This window comes from Albidovulum marisflavi, assembly GCF_025751435.1.
GTDB lineage: Bacteria > Pseudomonadota > Alphaproteobacteria > Rhodobacterales > Rhodobacteraceae > Albidovulum > Albidovulum marisflavi.
Map to the genome: position 1 here is coordinate 531,617 of NZ_JAOWKY010000002.1, position 15,796 is coordinate 547,412.

The 15,796-nt window shown below is 65.7% G+C and carries 19 protein-coding genes; 10 read left to right on the plus strand and 9 right to left on the minus strand.

The genetic code is table 11. The features are described from left to right. Nucleotides 1-7: 7 nt before the first annotated feature. Genes OEW28_RS11385 through OEW28_RS11395 form a run of 3 tightly spaced genes read right to left on the minus strand, consistent with a single transcriptional unit; the run spans nt 8 to nt 1,778 of the window. Nucleotides 8-616, minus strand: a complete 609-nt coding sequence (locus OEW28_RS11385) for a TorD/DmsD family molecular chaperone (RefSeq protein WP_263734878.1) — start codon at nt 614-616, stop codon at nt 8-10. Next, on the minus strand, nt 613-1,215 hold the full coding sequence (locus OEW28_RS11390) for a DUF3306 domain-containing protein (protein WP_263734879.1): 603 nt from the start codon (nt 1,213-1,215) through the stop codon (nt 613-615). Before OEW28_RS11390 ends, OEW28_RS11385 begins: the two co-directional genes overlap by 4 nt. Continuing rightward, nucleotides 1,212-1,778 carry a DUF3305 domain-containing protein gene (locus OEW28_RS11395; protein WP_263734881.1) on the minus strand — a complete coding sequence of 189 codons (567 nt, stop codon included), beginning with the start codon at nt 1,776-1,778 and terminating at the stop codon, nt 1,212-1,214. The genes OEW28_RS11390 and OEW28_RS11395 overlap by 4 nt, the downstream gene beginning before the upstream one ends. 319 nt (nt 1,779-2,097) lie before the next feature. Between OEW28_RS11395 and OEW28_RS11400 the strand changes: the two genes are divergently transcribed. Next, nucleotides 2,098-4,053, plus strand: a complete 1,956-nt coding sequence (locus OEW28_RS11400) for a 4Fe-4S binding protein (RefSeq protein WP_263734882.1) — start codon at nt 2,098-2,100, stop codon at nt 4,051-4,053. A gap of 8 nt (nt 4,054-4,061) precedes the next feature. Here OEW28_RS11400 and OEW28_RS11405 read toward each other — a convergent pair whose 3' ends face one another. After that, on the minus strand, nt 4,062-4,799 hold the full coding sequence (locus OEW28_RS11405; protein ID WP_263734883.1) for a c-type cytochrome: 738 nt from the start codon (nt 4,797-4,799) through the stop codon (nt 4,062-4,064). A 72-nt stretch (nt 4,800-4,871) separates the two neighbouring features. Here OEW28_RS11405 and OEW28_RS11410 point away from each other — a divergent pair, with 72 nt between their 5' ends. The 4 genes from OEW28_RS11410 to OEW28_RS11425 are packed head-to-tail and all read left to right on the plus strand — an operon-like array spanning nt 4,872 to nt 7,330. Continuing rightward, nucleotides 4,872-5,072 (plus strand): DUF6494 family protein, encoded by a 201-nt coding sequence (locus OEW28_RS11410; protein WP_263734884.1) that lies wholly within the window; start codon nt 4,872-4,874, stop codon nt 5,070-5,072. Continuing rightward, a complete protein-coding gene (locus OEW28_RS11415) occupies nt 5,069-6,130 on the plus strand; it encodes an Mrp/NBP35 family ATP-binding protein (protein WP_263734885.1) in 1,062 nt (353 codons plus the stop codon). The genes OEW28_RS11410 and OEW28_RS11415 overlap by 4 nt, the downstream gene beginning before the upstream one ends. Beyond that, complete coding sequence (locus OEW28_RS11420; RefSeq protein WP_263734886.1) at nt 6,127-6,849, plus strand: biotin/lipoate--protein ligase family protein; 723 nt, start codon at nt 6,127-6,129, stop codon at nt 6,847-6,849. The genes OEW28_RS11415 and OEW28_RS11420 overlap by 4 nt, the downstream gene beginning before the upstream one ends. A 1-nt stretch (nt 6,850) precedes the next feature. Further along, a complete protein-coding gene (locus tag OEW28_RS11425) occupies nt 6,851-7,330 on the plus strand; it encodes a DUF6505 family protein (RefSeq protein ID WP_263734887.1) in 480 nt (159 codons plus the stop codon). Between the two features lie 24 nt (nt 7,331-7,354). Here OEW28_RS11425 and OEW28_RS11430 read toward each other — a convergent pair whose 3' ends face one another. From OEW28_RS11430 to OEW28_RS11445, 4 genes are all read right to left on the minus strand, one after another. Then, nucleotides 7,355-8,161, minus strand: coding sequence for an ABC transporter substrate-binding protein (locus tag OEW28_RS11430; RefSeq protein WP_412174796.1), 807 nt, complete (start codon nt 8,159-8,161; stop codon nt 7,355-7,357). Continuing rightward, nucleotides 8,158-8,874 carry an ATP-binding cassette domain-containing protein gene (locus tag OEW28_RS11435; protein ID WP_263734888.1) on the minus strand — a complete coding sequence of 239 codons (717 nt, stop codon included), beginning with the start codon at nt 8,872-8,874 and terminating at the stop codon, nt 8,158-8,160. Before OEW28_RS11435 ends, OEW28_RS11430 begins: the two co-directional genes overlap by 4 nt. Then, nucleotides 8,868-9,572, minus strand: coding sequence for an ABC transporter permease (locus OEW28_RS11440; protein WP_263734889.1), 705 nt, complete (start codon nt 9,570-9,572; stop codon nt 8,868-8,870). Before OEW28_RS11440 ends, OEW28_RS11435 begins: the two co-directional genes overlap by 7 nt. 142 nt (nt 9,573-9,714) lie before the next feature. After that, nucleotides 9,715-10,218, minus strand: coding sequence for a DUF2478 domain-containing protein (locus OEW28_RS11445; RefSeq protein ID WP_263734890.1), 504 nt, complete (start codon nt 10,216-10,218; stop codon nt 9,715-9,717). A gap of 83 nt (nt 10,219-10,301) precedes the next feature. On the opposite strand from OEW28_RS11445, the gene OEW28_RS11450 reads away from it, so the two are divergent. The 4 genes from OEW28_RS11450 to OEW28_RS11465 all read left to right on the plus strand — a co-directional run bounded on the left by OEW28_RS11450 (nt 10,302) and on the right by OEW28_RS11465 (nt 13,651). Continuing rightward, nucleotides 10,302-11,219, plus strand: a complete 918-nt coding sequence (locus OEW28_RS11450; RefSeq protein ID WP_263734891.1) for a formate dehydrogenase accessory sulfurtransferase FdhD — start codon at nt 10,302-10,304, stop codon at nt 11,217-11,219. Beyond that, nucleotides 11,216-11,818 (plus strand): molybdenum cofactor guanylyltransferase MobA, encoded by a 603-nt coding sequence (mobA, locus tag OEW28_RS11455; RefSeq protein ID WP_263734892.1) that lies wholly within the window; start codon nt 11,216-11,218, stop codon nt 11,816-11,818. Before OEW28_RS11450 ends, mobA begins: the two co-directional genes overlap by 4 nt. Beyond that, entirely contained in the window at nt 11,815-12,309 is a 495-nt protein-coding gene (gene mobB, locus OEW28_RS11460) for a molybdopterin-guanine dinucleotide biosynthesis protein B (RefSeq protein ID WP_263734893.1), read from the plus strand. Before mobA ends, mobB begins: the two co-directional genes overlap by 4 nt. A 70-nt stretch (nt 12,310-12,379) precedes the next feature. Next, nucleotides 12,380-13,651 (plus strand): molybdopterin-binding protein, encoded by a 1,272-nt coding sequence (locus OEW28_RS11465; protein ID WP_263734894.1) that lies wholly within the window; start codon nt 12,380-12,382, stop codon nt 13,649-13,651. A gap of 26 nt (nt 13,652-13,677) precedes the next feature. On the opposite strand, the gene OEW28_RS11470 is transcribed toward OEW28_RS11465, so the two are convergent. Continuing rightward, nucleotides 13,678-13,905 (minus strand): sulfurtransferase TusA family protein, encoded by a 228-nt coding sequence (locus OEW28_RS11470; protein WP_263734895.1) that lies wholly within the window; start codon nt 13,903-13,905, stop codon nt 13,678-13,680. 204 nt (nt 13,906-14,109) lie between these two features. Between OEW28_RS11470 and OEW28_RS11475 the strand changes: the two genes are divergently transcribed. Continuing rightward, nucleotides 14,110-15,795, plus strand: a complete 1,686-nt coding sequence (locus OEW28_RS11475) for an NAD(P)H-dependent oxidoreductase subunit E (protein ID WP_263734896.1) — start codon at nt 14,110-14,112, stop codon at nt 15,793-15,795. The last annotated feature ends 1 nt before the right edge of the window (nt 15,796 follow it).

A 15,796-nucleotide genomic window follows, 5' to 3' on the forward strand; every position in this document is an offset into this window, starting at 1 on the left:
CGTTTGGTCACGCCCCGATCAGCCGGAACGCCTCTCTTTCAATCTGCATGAACAACCGCCCGATCGCGCCCACAGGCGTGTAGAATACCGAGGTCTTTGCGCCTTCGAGGTCCGCGAAGAAATGGCCCGCCCAGGGGCCGATGTTGCGGTTGAAAAAGTCGCGCTGCTCCTCGACAGATGCTGGCGGCCCAAACCGGCCCTCGATCAGGGAGGCCATCATCTCCATCAGGCTTGCGATGCCGTCTTCGGGTTCAAAGACGCCCTTGGCGCGGGCAAGGCCATGGCGCGCCATGTCGCCGCGCAGGACCGCCAACGGCTTCTCATTAAGAAAGCCCGTCAGGTAGAAACTGGCGTAGGGCACAAGTTCCCCGCGTCCAAGGCCGATGAAAAGATCGTTGAACTCACGCTCGACCGATCCCGGAGTCGCTGCCCTTGCGAGCTTGTTCAGGGTGGTGATCGCGGCGCCAAGCTGCGTCGCGTCGCCCTTCAACCGCGCGCATTTGTCCAGCAACTCTCGGCTGGGTGGCGCGGCGAGCAAGGCCGAAAGGAACGAATAAAGATCGGCGCGCATCCGGTCTTCTTCGGCAATCCGCGTATCCGTGGCAGCTTCGGTCATCTCATACCCTCTGATGCGGAACCCGCAAAGGTGAACCGCGGGCTGCGGCGCACGGGCTGGTTTTCAGGTTCTTCCTGCACAGGCGCAGCGACCGCTTCAACTTCCGCGTCCTCTTCGTCGATCGGCTCCGGAGGAACTGCGATTGCCGCAGGCTCGGCGACCGCCGGGGTTTCATGCTCCGCTTCGGCAGCGCGGGCGAGGGCCTCGATGTGGCCCATCATGCCGCGGCCGACCTGGTAGGCCGTCTTCATGCCATCCTGCACGGTGGCCGCATTTGAAAAATCCTCGCCGTGGTCCACAAGACCGTCAAGGTTAGCCAGAACCGGGTTCGAGCGCCACAGCCGCCGAAGTGCGCGCTGACGCAGATGCAGCGGCACGCTCTCTTTCAGGAACGCGGCGAAGTCATCGCCCTGTTCCATCGTGTCGGGATCCTTCAGCCCCAGTTCGGCAAGAATATCGGCGTCGGAGCGTTGCACTTCTGGCGCCTCTTCGACAGCCAAGTCCCTATTCGGCTCGCTGGACGCTTGCCGGGCCTCTTCCTCGGCGCGGACTGCGGCGCGGCGGCGAGACCAGAAATCCGTGGGGGCGTTCCGGCTCACTGGACATCCTCCCGGCCGCCGCCACGCGGGGCGCGGAACACGTCAGACATCTGGCGAATGCGCGCATCCCCCTTGCCGTCCTCGACAAGGTCCACCCTCATGCGGTCGCGCTTGCGTTTGATGAAGCCTTCCTCGACGTGGTGCTGCCTGACGAAGTCACGAACCCAGCCAATCATGCTCAGCGGCATCGGCACCAGTTCGATCAGGCCGTCGCCGCTGTCCATGTAATCCTGCCCCTCGTAAGGGGAGGCGGTGATGATTGCGGGCTTCCAGGGGATGTCCCTGTCCGGGTCCGGATCGTCGCGCAACACGACAACAACGCCGGGCGTCTTGGCTGCAAGCGCCGCGCGGTAGGCCTCGGTGTCGGAAGACCAAAGATCAAGCGTCAGCGTCGCGGCGTGGTATTCGACCGCATCGCCTTCGCGCCGAAGTTCGCGCCAGTTCGCCGGGGGCGCACCGGGAAGCACCGCGACAACTTTCCAGGCCCATTTTGCCCAACGCGTGACGCCCGGTGTTCTACGGACGACAATTCCGACGGGCATGCTCGCGCGTTCAAGCGCCATGGTTCCGTCCTTCCTCCCCTAGGGTCCTCCAACCCTCTGGTCGAAGCCTGTACCGAAGCTGTTGTCCCACCAAGGAAAAACAGCGTGATTCGCGGGAAAATTTCCGTGTACTCGAACGAGTTGGACAAAATGTCCCAACTTGAGCGGCAGCGCCCCGCCACGCCGGACGTAATGTCCAGTTTCGGCTTGCCGCCTGTTTTGGTCAGGAAAACAGACCAACAAATTACCCCCGAATCACACAGCTTTGATGGCAGGTCCTTTACGGGCGCGGCCCATTCATGCGTAGCTTCGTTCGAAGAAAGCACGACAAGGGGGGAGCATGACCAAAAGCGTCCTGCTTTGCGATTGCCTGGGAAGCCAGTCGGTCGACGGGAAGGCCATTGAAAAGGCAACCGGCCTTGCCTGTTCCCGTGTCCACAGCGCGCTTTGCACGCGTGAGATCGACCTCGCCGCAAAGGCGATGGCCGAGGGCGAGGTGATCATCGCCTGCGGCCAGGAAATGCAGCGATTTTCCGAACTTGCCGCCGATCTTGGCTGCTCGCCCCCCGATTGCGTGGACATTCGCGACCGCGCCGGCTGGAGCGATCATGACGGCACGACGCCGAAGATGGCGGCCCTGCTGGCGATGTCGCGTGTCGCGGTAAGCCCTGCCAGGACGATGGACGTGGAGTCCGAGGGCAGCTGCCTGATCATCGGCGGCGGGGACTGCGCCTTTCAGGCCGCCGACCGCCTGGCTGGATCGCTCGCGGTCACGGTTCTTCTGACCGAACCTTGCGACATCCCGCCGATCCGCGCCTACGAAGTGGCGTCCGGCCGAATCCGCTCGGCGACCGGAAGCCTGGGCCACTTTGTCCTCACGCTCGACGCCGTCCGGCAGCTTGAGCCAGGCGGCCGGGGCGCCCCTGCGCTTGGCGAAGCGCGCGATGGGGCGGAAACCCGGTGCGACGTCGTGCTGGACCTGTCCGGAAATGCGCCGCTGTTCCCGGCCTGGCGCAAGCGCGACGGATATCTGCGCGCCGATCCGGGCGATCCGGCCGCCGTGGCCAGCGCAGTCTTCGAGGCTGCACAGCATCAGGGAACCTTCGAAAAGACCGTCCATGTGAGGATGGAGGAACACCTTTGCGCGCATTCGCGGGCAGGCAAGACCGGCTGCACCCGCTGCCTGGACAACTGCCCGACCGGGGCCATCACCCCCGCGGGCGATCATGTTTCCGTCGATCCGCTGATCTGCGCCGGCTGCGGCGCCTGTTCATCGCTCTGCCCCTCGGGCGCGATCAACTATGACGCGCCGCCAGTGGGCGATGTGCTGCGGCAAGTGCGCGTGCTGGCCGAAACCTACGGCAAGGCGGGCGGCACTGCACCACGGCTCCTTGTGCACGATGCCGAACACGGATTGCCCATGATCGCCCTCGCAGCGCGCTTCGGACGCGGTCTGCCGGCCGACGTCCTGCCGCTTGAGGTGGCTGCCCTGACCGGCTTCGGCCATGCCGAGATCCTGGCGGCAGTGGCGATGGGCTTCGTCTCGGTCGATGTCCTGGCCGGACCACGCACGGAGCGACCGGTGCTTGAGCGCGAGATCGAGCTTGCGCGCGCGATGGGCGCCGACGGGCGTATCCGCCTTCTTGACCTGAACGACCCCGACGCTCTTTCGGACGCGCTTTATGACCAGCCACGGCAGGCGCCCGCCTCTGCGCCCATCCTTCCGATGGGAAGCCGCAGGCAGATCGCCCGGCTTGCCGCCCGGACCCTGTTGTCCGATGCGACGGAACCGGTTGCCCTGCCAGACGGCGCCCCCTACGGCGCCGTCGTCGTGGACACCGATGCCTGCACGCTGTGTCTGTCCTGCGCCTCGCTCTGCCCGTCTGGGGCCCTTCTGGACAACCCCGACAAGCCGCAGTTGCGGTTCCAGGAAGACGCCTGCCTGCAATGCGGACTTTGCGCCACGATCTGTCCTGAACGCGCGATCACGCTGGTGCCGCGCTTCGATCCAAGCGACGCAGCGCTGACGCAGAAGGTGATGCACGAAGAGGAACCCTTCGAATGTATCGAATGCGGCAAGCCCTTTGGCGTCAGGTCGACGATTGAAAAGATTATGGACAAGCTTGCGGGCAAGCATCCGATGTTCATGGAGACGGATGCCGGCCGGCTGATGCAGATGTGCGACGACTGCCGTGTCAGGGCGCACTATCACGGCACGTCCAATCCGATGCAGCTGGGGGAAAGGCCACGTCCGCGGACGACGGATGACTACCTGTCCAAGCGCCGGGATCATTGATGGTGGCCTCAGCGGTTCTGGATCTGCGCGCCGAGATCGGCGGGCTTCACGTCGCTGGCGTAGGCAAGAAGCGCCTCGAATTCATCCAGCGTGATCTTCAGCGGGACGATCGCCGGCGGGCTGGCCGGATCGAAAGGCGCGCTCAGATCCTCGATCTGGACGAAGGTGGGGTGCGGCCTTCGGACGAAGAACGTCTGAAACCGCTCGTCCCAGTCGGGCAGAGCTCTGAGCGCGGCAAAGGACGGGGTCGTGCCGATCCCCATCGCCTTGCCCTCCTCCACGCGGTGACAACGGGCGCAATGCCGCCGCGCGATCTCGCGGCCCAAGGCCGCGTCGCCTTCGAACGCCGCCTCGGCAAGGGCTTCCTTGCGTTCGGGGACGTGGAAGGCCGGCCCCTCACCGGGCTCGAATCCTGTGATCGCCGCCCGTCCGGGGGCCGAGGACAACCAGCCTGCGAAAAGCGCGGCTGCCGGGTTGTCGGTGACAAGCGTCAGGCTATAGCCGGTGTCGCCCCTGGCGAGTTGGGGCTGCTCATTCGGCCCGGCGACGCGGATTTCGGCATCGCCGTCCGAATTGACGATGACGGCGCGCCGTCCCGTCTTCAATGTGAAGCGCGGCAGGATATATTCGATAAGGCCTGTTTCGATGACTTCGGGCGTGACGAAAAGCGCAAAGCTACGCTCTTCTTCGGCCCGGACAGAGCCGGCCGCAAGACTTGCGACAAGAATGACAAGACGCAGAAGCATGACCGCCACCTTCGGCCCTGAATCTAGGAAAGATGGCGAAACGCGGTCAAGCAAAGACGAAGGGAGAAGACGATGGACGACGAATTCAACATGTCGATGCGGAAGTTCCTCAAGCAGGTCGGTGTGACCTCGCAGCAGGCGATCGAGGCGGCGATGCGCGATGCCGGGGCCTCGGCCACGGGCAAGACGTTCGAGGCCCGCGTGGTGCTGACCATCGACGGGCTCGACCTTGAACATGTCGTGACCGGAAAGATCGTGAGCCCCAGCGAATGAGCGTCACGCGTGAGGCGGTTCTGAAACTGCTGGGCACCGTCACCGATCCGATCGGCGGAAAAGACATCGTCAGCGCCGGGCTGGTCCGGGCGCTGAACATCGAGGACGGCAACGTCCGTTTCGTGCTTGAAATCGACCCGGCCCGCGCCTCGCGGATGGAGGCTGCGCGGGCCGAGGCGGAAGCGAAGCTGCGCGACGTGCCGGGCGTCGCCTCGGTCTCGGTCGTCATGACAGCCCACAGCGCCCCGCCACCCGACCTGAAACTTGGCGGCCACGCCAAGCCCAAGGGACCGGAGAAGATACCCGGCGTCGCGCGCGTGATCGCCATCGCCTCGGGCAAGGGCGGCGTCGGGAAATCGACGGTCGCGGCGAACCTTGCCGTGGCGCTTGCCGCCGAAGGGCGCCGCGTCGGGCTTCTGGACGCGGATGTCTACGGACCGTCTCAACCGCGAATGCTGGGCGTGTCGGGGCGCCCCGCATCGCCTGACGGAAAGACCATCCTGCCACTGCGAAACCATGGCGTGACGCTGATGTCATTGGGCCTTCTCACGCAAGAGGACGAGGCTGTCGTCTGGCGCGGGCCGATGCTGATGGGGGCGCTGCAGCAGATGCTGTTCCAGGTGCAGTGGGGGGCGCTCGACGTGCTGATCGTCGATCTTCCGCCGGGCACGGGCGACGTACAGATGACCCTGGCGCAGAAGGCCGAACTGGCAGGCGCCATCGTCGTCTCCACGCCGCAGGACATTGCACTGCTGGATGCGCGCAAGGGGATCGACATGTTCCGCAAGATGGGAACGCCGATCATCGGGCTGATCGAGAACATGGCCGTTCACATCTGTTCGAAGTGCGGCAATGCAGAGCATATCTTCGGCCACGGCGGCGTTGCCGCCGAGGCGGGAAAGCTGGGCGTACCCCTGCTGGCGGAAATTCCGCTGCACATCGGCATCCGCCGCGCCGCGGATGGTGGTGCGCCCATCGTCGTGTCGAACCCCGAGGCGGCCGAGGCGCGGGCCTTCCGCGACCTTGCCCGCGACCTTGTCGAACGAGGAGTCGCATGAGCAGGACGCCCGTCTTTCCGCCGCTGATGAAAGGGCTTGCGGCGGGACCGGCCAACCCCTTTGTCATCGCCTGTGATCAGGCGCGGCGCGGGGTGGACGCTGGCCTGATCGCCTGGTCGGTTTCGAATGAACGGTTGCGCGCGGCACTGGTGCTGGCCCCGGAGGAGCCGCTGGAAAAGGCCATGGTGGCCTTGATCGCCTGTGGCGTCGGGTTCCAGAACGCCTTCGGCGCGCTGGCGCCGTCCGAAACCGCCCTGCATCTGGAATGGGCGGGCGGCATCCGCGTGAACGGCGCCCATTGCGGCGCGCTTCACGTCGGCGCATCGACGGCCGATCCCACCGCCGTTCCAGGTTGGCTTGTCGTCGCGCTCGACCTGACACTCAGCCTTCCCGATGAGTGGGAGCCAGGCGAAACCCCGGACTGGACGGCGATCGACCAGGAAGGCTGCGGCCAGATCGACCCGATCGACCTTCTGGAAAGCTGGTCGCGCCACACGCTGCGGTGGATCAACACGCTGGAAGACCCGGACGGCCGCAGCGTCCTCGCGCGTGACTGGCAGGGGCTGGCTTGGAACCTTGGCAGCCAGATTTCCCTTGCCGCGGACGGGATCAGGCTGGATGGCACATTCCTTGGCGTCGACGAAAACTTCGGCATGCTGCTGAAAACCGGCGGGGAAACGCGCCTGATCCCGCTTACCGCCCTGCTTGAAGAGGTCTAGAATGCTTCTTGCCCGCGCCATTCACTTCGACGAAAGCGACCAGAACGTCTTTCACAACCCGGCCCGGACGGGCGAATGGGCCATCTCGGGCGGTTTCGAGTTCTCGAACTGGGCCGAGGCGGACTTGGTCGGTAAGTCGCGGCAGGCATTCGCCAATGGATGGCTGGGGGTCGAGACGTTCGGCCGCGTGACCTTCGTCGCGGTGACGCAGATCGAACCGGCCGAATACGATGCGCTGGTCGAGCGGCTTACACGGCACTTCGTGGACGTCTACGGCGCGCCCTCGCCCGAAGTCGCGCGCCCGGTGGCCGAGGAAGAGCTGTCGCAGATGGCCGCACTTTGTGCCGACCACGCGCCCAACACCATCCTGACCGTGATGCGCACCCTGACCGAGGCTGGGGTGCGCGAACAGTATCGCTTCATCGAACCCGGCGAGGCGGGGCTTGAGATGTTCGCCATCCACGCCACGCCGGAGGAATAGGCCCGCAGGCGCGGGACCGCCGGTTTATTCGGACGTTGCGTTGAAGTTGAACAGCTGCTGACCCGCGATCTGGTAGCCGTTGATCAGCTCTTTTGCCTTGTCCGAGGTGAGCCAGGCCTCAAGCTGTTCGGCAGCGGCGGCCTTGACATGCGGATATTTCGTCGGGCTCACCGGCAGGTAGGCATACTGGTTGAACAGCGCCGGGTCGCCTTCGAACAGCAGCTCAAGACCGGCCTTGTTCTCAAAGCTCAGCCAGGTCGCGCGATCCGAGAAGATGTAGGCGTCAAGCCCCGCGGCGGTGTTCAGAGCCGCGCCCATCCCCTGCCCGACAGCTTTGTACCAGTCGCCAGTCGGTTCGACGCCCGCGGCTTTCCAGAGCTTCAGTTCGGCCTTGTGGGTTCCGCTGTCGTCACCGCGCGATACGAAAGGCGCCTGCGCGGTCGCGATGGCGGCGAAGGCGTCGGCCGCGGTCGCGGCAGAATGCGCGCCGGCCGGATCGGCGGCAGGGCCGACCACGATGAAGTCGTTGTACATGATCTCGCGCCGGTGGGTGCCGTTGCCCTCGGCAAGCCACTTTTCCTCAGCCGCGCGGGAATGCACCAACACCGTATCCACGTCTCCGTTCGCGCCCAGTTCCAGCGCCTGGCCGGTGCCCACCACCAGCAGTTCGACGGTGATGCCCGTGTCCTTTTCGATCTCTGGAAGCAGAACCTCGGCCAGACCCGAGTTCGCGAAGGAGGTCGTGACCGACATCTTCATCGTTTCCGCAAGACCAGCGGTCGCCGTGAATGCGGCAAGTGCGATTGGCAAAAGGGCTTTCACAAGTTTCATGGCAACAGGTCTCCGTTGATATGCGCCCTTGCCTCGGGCGTCTTGGGTAAGGCGAAGAAGGCGTCGGACGGGGCGGCCTCGATCACCCGGCCGTCACAAAGGAACAGGATGTCCTGGGCAAGCCGCCGGGCCTGGCCCGAGTCGTGGGTCGACATCACGATCTTGGTTCCCGCATCCGCGGCCTTGCGCAGGATCGTCTCGATGTCGCGCATGGCGCGCGGGTCAAGGTTGGCGCAGGGCTCGTCCAGGAACAGGACCTCCGGCTCGCGCATCAGGGCGCGCGCGAGCGCGAGCTTCTGCTTCTCGCCGCCGGAAATGACCTGGGCGGGTCTGCCAAGCAATTCGCCCAGACCAACTTCTTCGGCCCGCGCGGCGGCCAGCGCCCGCGCCGCCTTGCGGGACATGCCGTCAAGGATCAGCGGATAGGCGATATTATCGACGACCGAGCGGCGCAGCACGATGGGCGACTGGAAGACGAACGCCTGGCGCGCGCGCGTCTCGATCTCGGGGACGCGCCAGTGCAGGCTTCCCGCGCTTAACCGCTCAAGCCCGTGCATGGCGCGCAACAGGCTGGTCTTGCCGCTTCCGTTGGGGCCCATCAGGATCGTGATGCCGCCCGCCTCGACGTTCAGCGACACCGGCCCCAGGATCCGCCGCCCTTGCCGGCGCAGCACGATTTCATCCAGGACGAGCGGGAGGATAGCGGCTACCATCTGCTGCTCCTTTCGGTCCGCGTTCCGTAGTGGATGGCAAGATTGACAAGCACCGCCAGCGCGATCAGCACGAACCCAAGCGCAAGGGCCAGGTCGAAGTTCCCCTTGCCGGTTTCAAGCGCGATGGCTGTGGTCAGCACCCGCGTGGAATGGTCGATATTACCGCCCACGATCATGATCGCCCCGACCTCTCCGATCGCGCGGCCGAAGCCTGCCAGCGATGCCGTCATCAAAGCGCGGCGCCCATCCCACAAAAGTGCGCCGATGCGCTGCCAGCGGCTGGCATGCAGCGATATCAGAAGGTCGTGGTAGTCGGCCCAAAGATCGCGAACCGCCTGGTGGGCAATCGAGGCGACGATCGGAGTGATTATGATGACCTGCGCGATCACCATCGCCGTGGGCGTGAACAGAAGCCCCAGCACCCCCAGCGGTCCTGACCGTGAAAACAGCACATAGACGAACAGACCGACGACCACCGGCGGCAAGCCCATGAGCGCGTTCAGGATCGCGATCACCAGCCTGCGGGCGCGAAATCGGTGAACGGCGATCCAGGCCCCCAGTGGCAGGCCGATCAGAGACGCGATGGCGGTCGCGCTGAGCGTTACAGCCATCGACAGCCGCGTGATCTCGACAAGGTCGGGGTCCAGCGTCACCACGCGCCGTGCGGCTTCAGCAAGCCCTAACAGGATATCATTCATGGGTTTTCTTCGGTCTTCCGTGGCGCCTTCGGATCTGATCTAGGTCTGAATAACTTGCGCAAACGCGCTCAAGAACGGACAAATTGGGGGTTAATGCGGCGCGACACGGACAAATTGTCCACGTCAAACCTGATCGCGCCCGTCAGCGCGCCATCGCGGCCTTGCACCAGCCAAGAACCGCGTCCGCTTCGGATGGCAGTTCCCTTTCCATCCCGGCGGCAAACTCGGCGAACTTGGCGGCGTTATCGCTGTTCACGGCGCAAAGCACCGGGACGCCATCGGCCAGCGCACGTCCGATCAGCGGGCGAAAGCCGCGCCCGTCCAGTTCCTGCTTGCCGAACTTGTTCACGATCAGCAGTTGCGGGCCGCGGTCCAGGGCGCGCTCCACATGGCCCACCACAGACTCAAGCGCGGCGGGATCAAGCCGGCACCCCTTGGCAAGCGCACCAAGGTTCTGGCTGATGCGGATGACCTTGTCCAAGGCCAGAACATGCAGGTCCATTTCGCAGGGGCGCCCATCGCGCGTCTCGACGTTGACCTGCACCGCGCCGGCCAGCTTGCAGCCGTCGGACATCAGCCGATCAGCGACATCGGCCAGAAGCAGATCGGCCTCGCCCCGCCCCCTGGATACGATAAAGCCAAGCATCGCCGCCCCCTGCCCCGCGAAATCCGGGGCCTTGCACCTGCCCGAACCTCATTACAAGATGCCCGGCACAGAGGAAACACCCCATGACGCCCGACCTGCCGATCCTTCCCAACCTGTCCGATCCCCGCCTGACGAGGCGCGTGACCGGCACCGATCAGACCGGCGCCGCGGTCGAGATATCGGTGGTCGAAGAACGCCCCCTGACGATCTACCTGAACTCTCAGGAAATCGTCACGGCGATGACGATCGGGGACTATCCCGAATACCTGGCGCTTGGCTTCCTGCGGAACCAGGGAATGTTGCGTCCCGACGACCGGGTAACTGCCGTCGATTTCGATGACGAGATCGAAACGGTCGTGGTGCGGACCGAAAGGGTCACGTCCTACGAAGAGAAGGTGAAGAAGAAGACCCGCACATCCGGCTGCGCGGTCGGGACCGTCTTTGGCGACATGATGGAGGGCCTTGAGGGCCTGCTCCTTCCCCGCTCAGAGGTGCGGACAAGCTGGCTTTACGCGCTTGCCCACCAGATCAACACGACGCCTTCGCTGTACCTCGAGGCGGGCGCCATCCATGGCACCGTTCTGTGCCAGGCCGACCAGCCGTTGGTCTACATGGAGGACGTGGGCCGGCACAACGCCGTCGACAAGATCGCCGGTTTCATGTTCCGGCACCAAGTCCCTGCGGCGGACAAGATCCTGTACACGACGGGGCGTCTGACCTCGGAGATGGTGATCAAGACCGCGCTGATGGGCATTCCCGTCCTGGCGTCCCGGTCGGGCTTCACCGCCTGGGGCGTGGAAATCGCGCAGCAAGTGGGCCTTACGCTGATCGGCCGGATGCGGGGGCAACGCTTCGTCTGCCTTTCGGGCGAGGATCGGTTGTTGCGCGACGCCGACCCCGCGTCCGTACCGGACGAAGGCCGCAAGCATCGCCGCAAGGGTGCCGATCATGACGACCGCGGGGGCTACTCCGCGTCGGCAAGCGGGGAAACGGCAGAATGACGGTGCCCGGGGTCATCCTGGCAGGTGGGCGCGCAACCCGCATGGGCGGCGGCGACAAGGGCCTGCGCAGCGTCGCCGGGCGTCGGTTGCTGGACCGCGTGATCGACCGCCTTTCGCCCCAATGCGCACCGTTAGCGATCAATGCGAACGGCGACCCGTCCCGCTTCGCCGAGTTCGGCCTGCCGGTTCTTGCAGACAGCCTGCCGGATCATCCGGGACCGCTGGCCGGTGTTCTGGCGGGGCTGGATTGGTCGGCGGCGATCGGCGCGGACGCGATCGTGACGGTGGCCGCCGACACGCCCTTTTTCCCCGAGGATCTTGTAGCGCAGCTTCGCGCCGCTGCCGGGCCTTCGGGGCTCGCGCTTGCGGCCAGCCGGGACGGGACGGGCAAGCTGTGGCAGCATCCGACCTTCGGCCTCTGGCCGGTCGCGCTGCGGAACGATCTGCGCTCCGCGCTTGAGGGCGGTTTGCGCAAGATCGTGCTCTGGACCGAACGGCACGCCGCAGGGTCCGCCGAATTCGCATCCGACCCGTTCGATCCGTTCTTCAACATCAACACGCCCGAGGATATCGAGATCGCCGAAAGGCTGATCGGATGAATATCTATGGCGTCACAGGCTGGAAGAATTCGGGCAAGACGCATCTGATGGTGCGGCTTGTCGAAGAGATGACCCGGCGCGGACTTGTCGTGTCGACCATCAAGCACGCGCATCACGCCAGCGACGTCGACCATCCCGGCCGCGACAGCTTTCGCCACCGGGAAGCCGGCGCGCAAGAGGTGATCGTCGCCTCTCCGGGCCGGTGGGCCCTTATGCACGAACTTCGCGGCGCGGCCGAGCCGCCACTGGCAGAGCTGCTAGCCCGGCTTTCCCCCGCCGATCTGGTCTTGATCGAAGGGTACAAGCGCGAGGCCCATCCGAAGATCGAGGCGCACCGCACCGAAACCGGTCGCCCGCTGATCGCGCCGGGCAACACGACGATCCGGGCGGTGGCGTCGAACTGCGCGCCTGGCGGATTGACCGTCCCCGTGCTCGACCTGGACGACACGTCGGGGATCGCGGATTTCATCTTGAAAGAGGTCGGCCTGTGACCTTCTTCGGCTGCGCCACGCCCCAGGGCCGGGGCGGACACCGACCTGCACAGCGCCTTCGGAGGCAGACATGAGTGACGAACTGACCCCGCCGCGTCTGCGCAACGATTGCTTCGCGATGCCGCAGGGCGTTTCCTGGGTCCCGGTGGAAGAGGCGCTGGAGCGGTTGCGCGGCGTTCTGAACCCGGTGGTCGCGACCGAAACCGTGGCGACCGCGAAGGCCGCGGGGCGGGTTCTTGCCACCGACGCCGTGGCCCGCCGCGCGAATCCGCCCGCGCCCAATTCCGCCGTGGACGGGTACGGCTTCGCCCACACATCCACGGGCGAGGGCGTTCAGCGCCTTCCTCTGGTTTCTGGCCGCGCCGCTGCGGGGCAGCCTTTTGCAGGCGCGGTCCCGCCCGGCCACGCCGTGCGTATCCTGACCGGCGCGATCCTGCCCGATGGTGTCGATACCGTCGTGCTTGAGGAAGACTGCGCGACGGACGGGGCGACTCTTGCCTTCGACGGACCGGTGCGGCACGGCGCCAACACCCGAAACGCCGGCGAGGACGTGACTGCGGGCGCGCGGGCGCTGCCCGCCGGACGGCGGCTGACCCCGGCCGATCTCGCCCTTCTCTCGGCGCTTGGGGTCGCAACGGTCGAGGTCTATCGCCCTTTGCGCGTCGCCGTCCTGTCGACAGGGGACGAGATCGTGGGCGACCCGGCCCAGTCTGCCGCGCCGCACCAGATCTTCGATGCCAACAGGCCGATGCTGCTGGCGCTGGCCGCGGCCTGGGGCTGCGTTCCCGTCGATCTGGGCCATGCGAACGACAGTCCCGACCTCATCGCCGCCCGACTCGATCGCGGTGCCGCCGAGGCGGACGTGATCCTGACCTCGGGCGGGGCATCTGCGGGGGATGAGGATCACGTGTCCGCCCTGCTTGGCCGCCATGGCCAATTGTCCTGCTGGCGCATCGCGATGAAGCCGGGCCGACCGTTGGCGCTTGCGCTGTGGAAGGGCGTGCCGGTCTTCGGACTGCCCGGAAACCCGGTAGCGGCCTTCGTCTGCGCGCTGATCTTTGCACGTCCGGCGCTGGACGCCATGTCTGGCGCGGGCTGGTCCGCCCCGCTGGCCTTCACCGTTCCCGCCGCCTTTTCGAAGCGCAAGAAGGCGGGGCGGCGCGAATATCTGCGCGCGCGGCTGAACGCGGAAGGGCGCGCCGAGGTCTTCGCATCGGAAGGGTCGGGTCGGATCAGCGGCCTGAGCTGGGCGACAGGACTGGTCGAGCTTCCCGATGGCGCCGCGGAATTCGCGCCGGGACATGCGGTCCGATACCTTCCGTTCGCGGGATTTGGCCTGTAGCGCGCGCCGCTGTCCTGCGGCGCTTGTCAGGTGCGGCGGATCAGGTAGACTTGGGCGGCGCCTTCCGAGGATGTGCTGACAAGTTCGTGCCCGGATTGGGCGCAGAAGTGTGGAACATCGACCACGGCGGCGGGATCGGTGGACACAAGGCGCAGAACCGCGCCCGGCGCCATGCCCGCAAGGCGCTTGCGCGCCTTCAGCACCGGCAGGGGGCACAGCAGACCCGTCGCGTCGATTTCCTGATCCCAGTTCATGGCGCAGGAGATATGCAAAGCGACGCATCCTGTCCATTGATCTTATAGGGGCCATGAGAAGATAATTCACTGGAAATTGCCCATTACGATTAGGAATCCCTATCGGGCAACGGAAATACCGAATTGATCTGGCCCAAGCGCTTTGACACTAGGGCGCGAACGGAAAGTAGCCCTGACGGGCGTGGAAACGAACGGAAGAAGGTCATGGCACTGGACGACAAGAACGGAATCTGGAAATCCGGCAAGGGGCGTGGCCGCAAGACCCCGAAGGGGCGGCAGCTGGAAGACCAGGCCTGGGCCGAGGTCCGCGTGCTTCTGGGTGAAGCGCCCCGGCGGCGCGATCTGCTGATCGAGTATCTGCACCGCATCCAGGATACCTACGGGTGTCTGTCGGCGCCCCACCTGCGCGCCCTGGCGGAGGAACTGGGAACCGGCATGGCCGAGATCTGGGAAGTCGCGACCTTCTACGCCCATTTCGATCCCGTGCGCGAAGGCGAAGCCCCGCCCCCCGACCTGACCATCCGCGTGTGCGAGTCGCTGTCGTGCGAGCTGGCCGGGTCAGAGGCGCTGATCTCGGCGCTGGAAGCGGGCATGGACCCCAAGAAGATCCGCGTGCTGCGCGCGCCCTGCATGGGCCGCTGCGACACCGCCCCGGTTCTGGAAATCGGCCACCTGCACATTGACCACGCGACCCCCGAAAAGGTCGAGGCCGCGCTGAGCGAAGGCCACTTCCACCCCGAGATCCCGGCCTACGAAACCTTCGAGGCCTACCGCGCCGCCGGCGGCTACGAAAAGCTGTCCGAACTGCGCAAGTCCGGCGACTGGAAGGCGGTGCAGGGACAGGTGGCGGCCTCTGGTCTCAGGGGCCTTGGCGGGGCGGGCTTCCCGTCCGGCCGGAAATGGGAATTCGTCCGCGCCAATCCGGGCCTGCGCTACCTTGCGGTGAACGGTGACGAAGGCGAACCGGGGACGTTCAAGGACCGCTACTATCTTGAACGCACGCCGCACCTGATGCTTGAGGGCATGCTGATCGCCGCCTGGGCGGTCGAGGCCGAGAAGTGCTTCATCTACATGCGCGACGAATATCCTGCGGTGCTCGAGATCCTGCGGCGCGAAATCGCCGCGCTCGAGGAGGCGGGGATCGTCCTGCCCGGCGAGGTCGAACTGCGCCGTGGCGCGGGCGCCTACATCTGCGGCGAGGAAAGCGCGATGATCGAGTCGATCGAGGGCAAGCGCGGCATCCCGCGCCTGCGCCCGCCCTACGTCGCCGCGGTCGGCATCTTCGACCGTCCGACCTTGGTCCACAACGTCGAGACGCTGCACTGGGTCGCGCGCGTCCTACGCGAAGGACCCGAGATCCTGTCTTCGACCGAAAAGAACGGCCGCAAGGGGCTGCGTTCCTACTCGGTCTCGGGCCGCGTGGCGAAACCCGGCGTATACCTGCTTCCGGCGGGCTCAACGATCACCGACATCATCGAAGCCTGCGGCGGCATGGCCGAAGGGCACTCGTTCAAGGCATACCAGCCGGGCGGGCCGTCCTCGGGCCTTCTTCCCGCCTCGATGCACGACGTGCCGCTGGACTTTGACACGCTCCAGCCGCACGGCACCTTCATCGGATCGGCCGCGGTTGTCTTGCTGTCCGACAAGGACAGCGCAAAACAGGCGGCGCTCAACATGCTGCGGTTCTTCGAATCCGAATCCTGCGGCCAGTGCACGCCTTGCCGCGTCGGTTGTGAAAAGGCGGTCAAGCTGATGCAGGCGGACCGCTGGGATCGCGACCTGCTTGAGGACCTTTGCCAGGTGATGGGCGATGCTTCGATCTGCGGCCTGGGCCAGGCCGCGCCGAACCCGATCCGCCTGACCATGAAACATTTCCCGGAAGAAGTCTGAC